Origin of the sequence: Bacillus siamensis KCTC 13613 (assembly GCF_000262045.1) — a bacterium.
Taxonomy (GTDB): Bacteria; Bacillota; Bacilli; order Bacillales; family Bacillaceae; genus Bacillus; species Bacillus siamensis.
The window spans coordinates 46497-57738 of record NZ_AJVF01000016.1 but is presented as its reverse complement, the minus strand read 5'-3'; the positions used below and the strand labels follow the sequence as shown (position 1 = coordinate 57738).

Genomic DNA, 11242 nt, shown 5'->3' with positions numbered 1-11242 from the left:
CTGCTGCTTCATAATATAATGATTTTAGATGGACACTCAGTAAAAATATTGCAGAAAAGGAAACTGATAAATGGATAAAGTAAACAAAAAACGATCGTTATATAAAAGAAGTTGGTTTCTCACGGTTTTGGCATTTTTAGTTTCACAGTTTTATTTTAACTTTGTAGAATTAACGGGATGGGGTCCTAAGTATAGAGAAATGAATGGATTCCCAGCAAATATAGTTGAACTGGATTTCTTTCAAAAATATCTTTCATTCTATGATAATCCATGGTTTAATATTATCACTGTTTTCTTGGGGGTTTACACTGTTATACAAATCATCACAGGTATAAAAAAGGATATTCGAAAAGTAGACTGCGGAACTTAGTCAGCAGTCTATTTTATTGGTTTTGGATCAGGATTACCAAATCGAAACCTTATCCAAACATATATAGATGATTTCTGGCGACGCCTTATAAATGTAATTATTTTTTTATGCAGATATTTTGTTTATAAGTAATAACTTTAAAACTAAAACGTTATAAAGATATTGACATATGGCCAATTATTTTGCATTGGTAATAGGGAGAACTCATATGATATTCTATTTAGGCTGGAATCCTTTTTATCCAAAAAGTTCATAAGTAAGGCCGCTACGAAAGATGAAGGTCAGCGCTAATATGAATAAACCACAATATAAATAAGGTGCAGTTAATCATCCCGCTTTTTCTCTTAGAACCTATTAAAGGTTAAGGAGTTTGACTGAGTTGATCCGAAATGAACGATATGAGGATAACTATAGCGATAGTCTATTACGTTAACTCAATTAATGTGTTCTGCTTCAGTTTGCTTTTTCACTTTTTTACGTGTAAAAAGTGAAATGTTCAAAATTTACTATCGTTTGATAAGAAATGCTTTCGCATGCTATAAGTGTAAAAGGAAAGCATGGTCAGTTTTTTAATAAATGATGCAGCCGTATTCCCTAATGAAAGGATATGAATTTGTTATGATAGATAATTTCTGGCGTGAATTGCCGCGGCCATTTTTTGTACTGGCGCCAATGGAAGATGTGACGGATGTCGTTTTTCGCCATGTTGTGAGTGAAGCTGGCAGGCCTGATGTGTTTTTCACAGAGTTTACAAACTCAGAAAGCTATTGTCACCCGGATGGGAAGGATAGTGTGCGCGGCCGTTTGACTTTCACAGAGGATGAACAGCCGATGGTAGCCCACATATGGGGAGATAAGCCTGAAAACTTTCGCCAAATGAGTATTGGGATGGCGGAATTAGGGTTTAAAGGGCTGGATATCAATATGGGCTGTCCTGTGCCTAATGTGGCTGGGAACGGAAAAGGAAGCGGCCTGATCTGCCGTCCTGAAGTTGCAGCCGAATTAATACAGGCAGCAAAAGCGGGAGGACTGCCGGTAAGTGTGAAGACCAGACTTGGCTACACGGATGTAGACGAATGGCGCGGCTGGCTGACACACGTATTGAAACAGGATATTGCTAACCTTTCCATTCATCTGCGCACCAGAGCGGAAATGAGCAAAGTAGATGCGCATTGGGAGCTCATCCCGGAAATCAAGAAACTTCGTGACGAGATAGCGCCAGATACCCTTTTGACGATCAACGGGGATATTCCTGACCGGGAAACCGGGTTAAAGCTTGCCGAACAATACGGTGTTGACGGGATTATGATTGGACGAGGCATTTTTACAAATCCGTTCGCCTTTGAAAAGGAGCCGAAAGAGCATAGCAGTAAGGAATTGCTTGATCTTTTGAGACTGCATCTGGATCTTCATGATGAATATTCAAAAGAAGAAGCTAGAGCATACAAACCGCTCCCTCGCTTTTTCAAGATTTATCTCCGCGGATTCCGGGGAGCAAGTGAATTAAGAAATCAATGCATGAATACAAAGTCAACAGATGAAGTGCGTGCATTGCTCGATAACTTTGAGAGAAAGTATCTTGATGGGATGGAGCAAGAGTGACATAAACAATTCCTCATCTGGCCCGGATTATGAATTCCGGGTCTTTTTGTGTGCAGCCTTTCCACCGCCTGCACCCTGATTACAGAAAGCAGATCTATGTCCCGTTCCCCTGACGTTTTATCATGCGTAAATCAGCAGATAATGGTACATTGATATGAGAAACTGCATAAAGGGGGAGAGAAAAATGAAACGACTGTGCATTATCCCCTGCGGCAAGAAAAAAATCTGGGACATCAATCCGGATACAGGGCCGGTAAAGGCGGAGGACGCCTATCTCAGCCCGTTTCATCAAGCATGCGAGCGATACGCGAAAGCATTTTTCGATGAGTGGGTGATTTTGTCGGCAAAGCACGGATTCCTTCGTCCGGATGATATGGTTCCTGAAAATTACGATGTCACTTTTGGAACCGGTCATCCGGAGATCATGGCAGCGGAGGAGCTGCAGCGCCAATTTTGTGAAAAAGGCTTTTCTGACACCGTAGAAATTGTCATGCTTGGCGGGAAAAAATACCGAAGCGTCCTAAACGCCGTCATCGGAGAGCATCAGCATGTCAGCTGGCCACTGTCATCGTACAAAGGCATTGGCTACATGCTTCAAGCGCTGAATAAGGCTCTAGAAGAAAAGCATGAACTGTAACAGCCATTCAGACAAGCAGCGCAGAAGTATGAAGCTGTTAAAAGATTTCCGAGGAAATAAATACGTCGATCATTGTCAAAGACCGGGTGATGTCCGGTCTTTTTTGTATGCCTGAAAACGAGACAAATGGATATAGATCGAGACAAAATGAGACACCTGTATCAAACTGTCTCACAGTATAAAATAAAAACATTGATTTTACGGGCTTTAAAAGCTGGCACACTTCTTGCATTTATAAATATGAACCCTAAATAGAAGGAGGCGCACAAAAAATGGAATTGTTAAAACGGGAAGGCTTGTCATTAACTGAGGAGAAAGCGCTGTGGATGTACCAAAAGATGCTGGAAATCAGGGGCTTTGAAGACAAAGTCCATGAACTGTTCGCGCAGGGAGTGCTTCCAGGATTCGTCCATTTGTATGCCGGTGAGGAAGCGGTAGCTGCAGGGGTGTGCGCTCATTTGAATGACGGAGACAGCATCACGAGCACACACAGGGGACATGGCCATTGTATCGCCAAAGGCTGTGATCTGGATGGTATGATGGCGGAAATATTCGGGAAAGCGACCGGACTGTGTAAAGGCAAGGGCGGTTCTATGCACATTGCAGATCTGGATAAAGGCATGCTCGGCGCAAACGGAATTGTAGGCGGAGGATTTACGCTTGCCTGCGGATCAGCGCTGACAGCTAAATATAAAGGGACTAATAATGTAAGCGTTTGCTTCTTTGGAGACGGCGCAAACAACCAAGGTACGTTTCATGAGGGGCTCAATCTGGCGGCTGTATGGAATCTTCCTGTCGTGTTTATCGCGGAAAACAACGGCTACGGAGAAGCGACGCCGTTTTCGTACGCGTCGGCCTGTGATTCTATTGCCGACAGAGCGGCGGCTTACCGGATGCCCGGCGTAACTGTGGACGGAAAAGACGTGCTGGCCGTTTATGAAGCCGCAGAAGAAGCGGTCACGCGGGCGAGAAACGGCGGAGGGCCGTCATTAATTGAATGCATGACTTACAGAAATTACGGCCACTTCGAAGGAGACGCTCAGACGTATAAGCCGAAAGAGGAAAAGACGGATCACTTAGACCGTGATGCAATCAGCGCTTTTAAAGCATATCTGCTTCAGGAAAAGACGGCGGAACAAAAGCTCGCCGATATTGAAAACAATGTGAAACAAGCGGTTGAAAAAGCGGTTTCTTTCAGTGAGAAAAGTCCGTATCCGAGCGAATCTGAGCTTCTGACTGATGTGTATGTGAGCTATTAAAAAAGGGGGAATGTTGAAATGGCAAGAATCGTGAGCATGTCCGATGCAATCAATGAAGCGATGAGACTTGCGATGCAAAGAGATGAAAATGTGCTGTTAATCGGTGAAGATGTGGCCGGAGGCGCGGATGTCGACCATTTGCAGAATGATGAAGCGTGGGGCGGCGTGCTTGGTGTGACGAAGGGGCTTGTTCAGGAATTCGGGAGAAGCAGGGTGCTTGATACGCCGATTTCTGAAGCGGGCTACATGGGAGCGGCCATGGCTGCGGCCTCCACCGGACTCAGACCGATTGCCGAGCTGATGTTCAATGACTTTATCGGAACCTGCTTTGATCAGGTGCTTAATCAGGGGGCAAAATTTCGCTATATGTTCGGCGGGAAAGCCCAGGTGCCGATTACAGTGCGTACGACTTACGGAGCGGGTTTCAGAGCGGCCGCCCAGCATTCTCAAGCCATGTATGCTCTGTTTACAAGCATTCCCGGCCTGAAAACCGTCGTCCCTTCAAATCCGTATGATGCAAAAGGACTTCTTCTGGCTGCGATTGAGGACAATGATCCGGTGTTCTTTTTTGAAGACAAAACGTCCTACAGCATGACAGGCGAGGTGCCTGAAGGATATTATACGATCCCGCTCGGCAAAGCTGATATTAAACGCCAAGGCGGCGATGTGACACTTTTTGCAGTCGGCAAGCAGGTGAATACGGCGCTGGAAGCCGCGGAAGAGCTGTCGAAAAAAGGGATCGAAGCAGAGGTGCTTGACCCCCGCAGTCTGTCCCCGCTTGATGAAGAGGCTATCCTTGCGTCACTTGAAAAAACAAACAGGCTGATCATTATTGATGAAGCCAATCCGCGCTGCAGCATTGCGACAGACATCGCGGCGCTTGCTGCGGATAAAGGCTTTGACCTGCTGGACGCACCGATAAAACGAATCACGGCCCCGCATACGCCTGTTCCGTTTTCACCGGTCTTAGAAGATATTTATCTTCCGGCGCCGGCCCGTATCGTAAATGAGACGCTTGAGCTTTTAGGAGAACCTTTGGCGTATTAAAGGAGGGATAAAGAATGGCTGTAAAAGTAGTGATGCCGAAGCTTGGAATGGCGATGAAGAAAGGTGAAGTATCCGTCTGGAATAAAAAAGTCGGCGACCCGGTTGAAAAGGGAGAAAGCATCGCCAGCATCAACTCTGAAAAAATAGAAATGGACATTGAAGCGCCTGAAAGCGGCACGCTTCTTCATATTAAAGTCAAAGAGGGAGAGGGGGTCCCGCCGGGAACGGCCATCTGTTATATCGGGGAAAACGGCGAAGAAGTGCGGGAAAAAGAGACACCGGCGCCTGAAAATGAAGGGAAACCGCAAGCTGAACCTGAAAATAAACCCGCTCCCAAAGCCGGGCAAAAGCGTAAACACCGTGTGAAAATATCTCCCGTTGCCCGAAAAATGGCCGAGAAAGCCGGGTTGAAAGTCGATACGCTGAACGGGACGGGTCCCGGAGGCCGAATTGTAAAAGCTGACGTCATTAAAGCCATGAAGACGGAAGCTGAACCGCAGTCTTCGGTTCAGACGGCACAGCCGGAGGGAAAACCGGCTTCAGCGATGAGAAAAGTGATTGCAGACCGAATGCACAAAAGCCTGCAAAACAGCGCCCAGCTGACGCTGACCATGAAAGCCGACATTACAGAGCTGTTGAAATGGCAGCGGCAGCTCGCTGACAGTGCGAAAAAGCGGAGCGGAGTTAAGCTGACAGTCACTCACTTCGTATCCCGGGCGGCGGTGCTTGCGCTGAAACAGCATCCTGAACTGAACAGCTCTTATCAAGAGGAGCGGATCATCACCTATCCATATGTCCATCTCGGGATGGCGGTTTCGCTTGAAAACGGCCTTGTCGTGCCGGTGATCCGGGATGCGGAAAAGCTTTCATTCCTTGAGCTTGCGGATCACATCAGCACATCTGCACGGCGGGCGCGGGAAGGCAATGCTTCCGGCGATGACCTTCGCGGATCGACATTTTCTATTACAAATCTCGGGGGTTACGGAATTGAGCATTTCACCCCGATTCTTAATCCGCCTGAAGCCGGTATTCTCGGAGTAGGCGCAAGCTATGAAACGCCGGCGTTCAAAGGAGATGAGCTTGTCAAAAGCACCATCCTGCCGCTGAGCCTTACTTTTGATCACAGAGTATGTGACGGCGCCCCGGCTGCGGACTTCCTGAAAACAGTCAAAACATTGCTTGAAGAGCCTGCCGGATTGATTTTATAGAGAGAGGTGAAGAAATGAAACTAGCCATTATCGGCGGCGGGCCGGCCGGATATGCAGCAGCCGTGACTGCCGCGCGGAGGGGAGCAGAAGTCGTCCTGATAGACAAAGGACCGCTCGGGGGTACGTGTCTCAATGAAGGGTGCATCCCGACAAAGTCGCTTTTGGAAAGCGCAAATGTGCTTGATAAAATCAGGCACGCAGATACATTCGGCATCGAACTCCCGCAAAACATTACACTCAATTGGGCCCGCATGCAGGGGCGCAAACGGCAAATCGTCAGCCAGCTCGTGCAGGGAATTCAATACTTAATGAAAGCAAATCAGATTAAAGTCATCCGCGGGACTGCTTCATTTCTCACAGATCAGACGCTGCTGATTGAAGAAGAAGAAGGCGCAAAAGACATTCTGGAAGCGGACCGGATATTGATTGCATCCGGATCTGAACCGGCGGAGCTGCCGTTTGCCCCTTTTGACGGCAATTGGGTGATCGACAGCAAAGATGCGCTTTCTTTGCAGCACATTCCTTCCTCTCTTCTCATTGTCGGAGGAGGTGTAATCGGTTGCGAGTTTGCATCTTTATTCAGCCGGTTTAAAACGAAAGTAACGGTGATTGAATCGGCTGACAGGCTGCTCCCGGCAGAAGACGGAGAAATCGCGGCCGCTTTTGAAGACTCTTTAAGAGAGAGCGGGGTTGATATTCAGACGAAAGCCGCCCTACAGCGGATTGACAGAGAAAGGAAAACTGCTGTGTGGACACAAGACGGCAAAGAAATTGAGGCCCGGGCTGATCACATTCTGGTTGCAATCGGCAGAAAACCGCGTTTGCAAAAGCTGAACATGGAGCAGGCAGGCATCCTGTATTCTCCGCGCGGCATTGAAGTCAATGACCATATGCAGACAAACGTGCCGCATATATATGCATGCGGCGACGCGGCCGGAGGAATGCAGCTGGCGCATGCCGCTATTCATGAAGGCATCACCGCTGCTTCGCATGCCACGGGAAAGGACAGCAAAGTCGATATGCGGGCGGTGCCCCGCTGCATTTATACATCGCCGGAAATGGCCGCTGTCGGACTGACGGAAACGCAGGCGAGAGAGAAATACGGAGACGTAAAAATCGGAGAATGCTCATTTTCCGCTAATGGAAAAGCGTTAATTAAACATCAGCACGGCGGCAAAATGAAAATCATTGCCGAACCGGAATTCGGAGAAATCGTCGGCGTGTCAATGATCGGGCCGGACGTAACGGAATTGATCGGCCAGGCGGTCATGCTGATGAACGGTGAAATGACGGCGGATATGTCAGAGCAATTGATCGCCGCGCATCCGACTCTTTCGGAAACGCTTCAGGAAGCTCTGCTGAATGTCACCGGACTTGCGGTGCATTCCGTTTAGCCGGGATACCCTTTCTCAGACTGAGAAGGGGTATTTTTTATTGAAAGCGCTTTACTTTTCCCCTACAATATATGAAAAGATGGTCTGAACAGGGGGGAGCGGATACGATGAATGTCATTCGGAATGATTTTAAAACCTGGAAGCGCTTTGTGAAAGAAGGCGTGCTTGATGAATCCCGTATTCAGAAGCGGATCGCAGCCTCATGGCACCGCTGCAAAAAAGCCGACGTCAACCCTTATCTGGAAAAGGGGCCGAAGGTAATGCCGGCAGATCATTTAGAAAGGCAGGCCGAGAAGCATGCGTTATTTTTGGCGGCCTCGTCGCCGCATGCAGAAAAAATGAAGACGGCGATGCGGGAAATGGAAATGATGGTTCTCCTGATTGATGCTGACGGCGTTGTCCATTCTGTTAACGGCCACCCGCGCACCATTCATGAAGCGAACCGCATCAATTTCTTAAAAGGCGCCTGCTGGACGGAGACGGCGGTCGGCACGAATGCGATCGGGACGGCCCTTTATACGAATGAGCCGGTCATGATACACGGCTCTGAACATTATTCGCTCGCTTCCCATCAGTGGAGCTGTTCCGCCGCTCCGATCCGTTATGAAGACGGGCGGCTGGCCGGTGTCATTGATATTTCCTGCCCTGCCGCCCGCGCTCAGCCATTTATGCTCGGAATTGCTTCCTCCATCGCTTATACGGCGGAACGGGAGCTCGCCTTAAAGATGAAGATGACAGAACTTGATATGATCGGAAAATTTGAGGAACTCACCAAGTCTCATGAGCCTATCGTGCTTTGCAATGAGATCAATCGGATTATCGCGGCAAGCCGCCCCGTCCAGCATTTAACCGGGCATATGCTGCGCGAGCTTGAGGAACAGGGCTTTCAGATGAAGCAGGCGAAACGGGAGGAGAACGGCTTCACATGCTTTTATGTAACCAAACGAGAAGAAAAGCCGTCTTTTATATTTCATGGCGCGGCAGGTGAAAGCCCGTCATCCCGACATATGCTGCAGCAGCTGGAGCTTGTCGCCCGAACGGACGCAACCGTCTGTCTGACCGGAGAAACCGGTACGGGAAAGGAGGTTGCCGCCCAGGCGATTCATAACAACAGCTCCCGCAAAAACGGCCCGTTTATCGCAGTGAACTGCGGAGCGGTCCCCGAGAAGCTGATTGAAAGCGAACTGTTCGGCTACACGGAAGGCGCCTTCACCGGCGCCAAAAGGAAAGGACAGGTCGGTGCATTGCAAAAAGCCGATAAAGGCACGCTTTTCCTCGATGAAATCGGAGAAATATCACACTCCATGCAGGTCGCTCTGTTACGCGTGCTGCAGGAACGGAAGGTCACTCCGATCGGCGGGACGAAAGAAATTCCCGTTGACATCAGAATCATCACCGCCGCCCACACTGATCTGAGACAGCTTGTTGAAAGCAAAAAGCTGAGAGAGGATTTATTTTACCGGCTTCACGTCTGTCCGATCCATCTCCCGCCATTAAGAGAACGCACCGAAGACATTCCCGGACTCTTCCTTGAATTTCAGCGAAATCGCGGCTGGCGGGGGGAGCTTCCTGATGACTTTTTAGACCTATTAAAGAACCGAAAATGGCCGGGGAATATCAGAGAATTGTTTAATGTGTTTGAACGTCTGTCCGTCATGTTCCCGGACGGAAGGCTGTCAGGGCGCCCTCTCCCATCTCTGCTTGAAGCGTCAGGCCTCACAGAAGAGTCTCAGTCTTTTAGCCAAGAAGAAGCGCCCCCTGTTTCCATCCGGGAGCACATTCAGAAAAACATCATCGTAAACGCGCTTGAATCGGCAAAGGGAAATGTCACGCTGGCCGCCAAAATGGCGGGAATTCCGCGGAGCACGTTTTACAAACGCCTCAAAAAATTCAAACTCACCGCCGGACAATTGTAAGAAACAAGCATACTTCTCTTGGCTGCCGGACACGTTATGTGTGAGGCCCAAAGGAGGTTTGAGACGTGAACACACAGCGTGCGAAAGACATTGCTGAATCCGCTGCCATGGCGTATGTGACATATGAAGGCGTCCCGATTTATATTCAGCATGTCAACGAGGACAAGGAAACGGCCAGGATTTTTCCGATCGGAAATCCTCAATTTGAGCAGGAAGTGCAGCTTTCTGATTTACAAGAGCATTTTTGAGACCACAGGTCTGCTGATCACAGCAGGCCTTTTTTGTTCCTGTGAGAACTTTCCCGCTTTTTGAGAAAAATAACTAAAAATGATTAAATGATCTAACTCCCACAAACCCGGTACAGAGAAGCCATTCTCATGATATAAATAAAATGTAAACGTTATCAGAGGAGGGCTTCACATGACAGACAAATCATTCTCAATCGTTATTGCAGGCGGCGGCAGCACATTTACCCCCGGAATTGTATTAATGCTTTTGAATCACCTGGAAGAGTTTCCGATCAGAAAGCTGAAACTTTATGACAATGATAAAGAAAGGCAGGAACGGATTGCGGGTGCGTGTGAGGTATTCATAAAAGAAAAAGCGCCGGACATTGAATTTTTGGCGACTGATGACCCGGAGACGGCTTTTACGGATGTTGATTTCGTCATGGCGCATATCCGCGTCGGGAAATATGCGATGCGCGCGCTGGATGAACAAATCCCGCTGAAGTACGGTGTCGTCGGGCAGGAAACATGCGGGCCGGGCGGAATTGCATACGGCATGCGGTCTATCGGCGGCGTTCTGGAAATCCTTGATTATATGGAAACGTACTCGCCTGACGCATGGATGCTGAATTACTCCAATCCTGCGGCGATTGTGGCCGAAGCGACACGGCGCCTCAGACCGAATTCAAAAATATTGAACATCTGTGACATGCCGGTCGGAATTGAGGATCGCATAGCGAACATTCTCGGATTATCGTCAAGAAAAGAAATGAAGGTCCGTTATTACGGCTTGAACCACTTTGGCTGGTGGACGTCCATCACGGATCAAGAGGGCAATGATTTAATGCCGAAGCTGAAAGAGCATGTCCGTGAATACGGCTACGTTCCGAAGACGGAGGCTGAACAGACCGAAGCAAGCTGGAATGACACCTTCAAAAAGGCGCGCGACGTTCAGGCGGCCGATCCGGATACGCTTCCGAACACATATCTGCAATATTACTTATTCCCGGATGATATGGTGAAAAAATCAAATCCGAATCATACGAGAGCCAACGAAGTCATGGAAGGGCGCGAAGCTTTCATTTTCAGCCAATGCGATATGATTACGCGCGAGCAGTCATCGGAAAACAGTGAAATTACAATTGATGACCATGCTTCCTATATCGTCGATCTTGCCCGGGCCATCGCTTACAATACCGGGGAGAGAATGCTGTTAATCGTTGAAAATAACGGCGCGATCGCAAACTTTGATCCATCAGCCATGGTTGAGATTCCTTGTCTCGTAGGTTCAAACGGACCGGAACCGCTCTCCGTCGGGAATATTCCTCAATTTCAAAAAGGCCTGATGGAACAGCAGGTATCTGTCGAAAAACTGACGGCTGAAGCATGGGAAGAGCGGTCATTTCAAAAGCTGTGGCAGGCGCTGATCCTGTCAAAAACAGTGCCGAATGCCCGTGTGGCAAGACTGATTCTTGAAGATCTGATGGAGGCTAATAAGGATTACTGGCCTGAGCTTGATGTAAGTCCGTCTCATATTTCCTGATGACAATCTTCCCCGTTTTCTTCATCTGTTATTCTATAT

Annotated in this window: 9 protein-coding genes and 1 pseudogene; all 10 read left to right on the top strand. The window is 48.4% G+C overall.

Features of this window, described 5'->3' with window-relative positions:
* Positions 1–70 precede the first annotated feature (70 nt).
* The 10 genes and pseudogenes from Y79_RS0105290 (at position 71) to glvA (ending at position 11203) form a co-directional block, all read left to right on the top strand.
* On the top strand, positions 71–370 hold the full coding sequence (locus Y79_RS0105290) for a YfzA family protein (protein ID WP_016936751.1): 300 nt from the start codon (positions 71–73) through the stop codon (positions 368–370).
* 618 nt (positions 371–988) lie between these two features.
* Positions 989–1972: a tRNA dihydrouridine synthase gene (locus tag Y79_RS0105285; RefSeq protein ID WP_029575235.1), complete on the top strand. Its 984-nt coding sequence runs from the start codon at positions 989–991 to the stop codon at positions 1970–1972.
* Between the two features lie 184 nt (positions 1973–2156).
* A complete protein-coding gene (locus Y79_RS0105280) occupies positions 2157–2609 on the top strand; it encodes a DUF6884 domain-containing protein (protein WP_016936749.1) in 453 nt (150 codons plus the stop codon).
* A 272-nt stretch (positions 2610–2881) separates the two neighbouring features.
* A pseudogene (locus Y79_RS0105275) lies at positions 2882–3902 on the top strand (thiamine pyrophosphate-dependent dehydrogenase E1 component subunit alpha).
* Positions 3887–4915 (top strand): alpha-ketoacid dehydrogenase subunit beta, encoded by a 1029-nt coding sequence (locus Y79_RS0105270; RefSeq protein WP_016936747.1) that lies wholly within the window; start codon positions 3887–3889, stop codon positions 4913–4915. Before Y79_RS0105275 ends, Y79_RS0105270 begins: the two are co-directional and overlap by 16 nt.
* A 14-nt stretch (positions 4916–4929) precedes the next feature.
* Entirely contained in the window at positions 4930–6123 is a 1194-nt protein-coding gene (locus Y79_RS0105265) for a dihydrolipoamide acetyltransferase family protein (protein WP_016936746.1), read from the top strand.
* Between the two features lie 14 nt (positions 6124–6137).
* Positions 6138–7517: a dihydrolipoyl dehydrogenase gene (gene lpdA, locus Y79_RS0105260; RefSeq protein ID WP_016936745.1), complete on the top strand. Its 1380-nt coding sequence runs from the start codon at positions 6138–6140 to the stop codon at positions 7515–7517.
* 107 nt (positions 7518–7624) lie between these two features.
* Positions 7625–9433, top strand: a complete 1809-nt coding sequence (locus Y79_RS0105255; protein WP_016936744.1) for a sigma-54-dependent Fis family transcriptional regulator — start codon at positions 7625–7627, stop codon at positions 9431–9433.
* A gap of 65 nt (positions 9434–9498) precedes the next feature.
* Entirely contained in the window at positions 9499–9681 is a 183-nt protein-coding gene (locus Y79_RS0105250) for a small acid-soluble spore protein H (RefSeq protein ID WP_016936743.1), read from the top strand.
* Between the two features lie 172 nt (positions 9682–9853).
* Positions 9854–11203: a maltose-6'-phosphate glucosidase gene (glvA, locus tag Y79_RS0105245; protein WP_016936742.1), complete on the top strand. Its 1350-nt coding sequence runs from the start codon at positions 9854–9856 to the stop codon at positions 11201–11203.
* The last annotated feature ends 39 nt before the right edge of the window (positions 11204–11242 follow it).

Bases quoted from the DNA above. Each gene is read 5' to 3' on its own strand.
- Y79_RS0105280 (WP_016936749.1), top strand. From the start codon at position 2,157: ATGAAACGACTGTGCATTATCCCCTGCGGCAAGAAAAAAATCTGGGAC.
- Y79_RS0105290 (WP_016936751.1), top strand. From the start codon at position 71: ATGGATAAAGTAAACAAAAAACGATCGTTATATAAAAGAAGTTGGTTT.
- Y79_RS0105255 (WP_016936744.1), top strand. From the start codon at position 7,625: ATGAATGTCATTCGGAATGATTTTAAAACCTGGAAGCGCTTTGTGAAA.
- Y79_RS0105265 (WP_016936746.1), top strand. From the start codon at position 4,930: ATGGCTGTAAAAGTAGTGATGCCGAAGCTTGGAATGGCGATGAAGAAA.
- Y79_RS0105285 (WP_029575235.1), top strand. From the start codon at position 989: ATGATAGATAATTTCTGGCGTGAATTGCCGCGGCCATTTTTTGTACTG.
- Y79_RS0105270 (WP_016936747.1), top strand. From the start codon at position 3,887: ATGGCAAGAATCGTGAGCATGTCCGATGCAATCAATGAAGCGATGAGA.
- glvA (WP_016936742.1), top strand. From the start codon at position 9,854: ATGACAGACAAATCATTCTCAATCGTTATTGCAGGCGGCGGCAGCACA.
- lpdA (WP_016936745.1), top strand. From the start codon at position 6,138: ATGAAACTAGCCATTATCGGCGGCGGGCCGGCCGGATATGCAGCAGCC.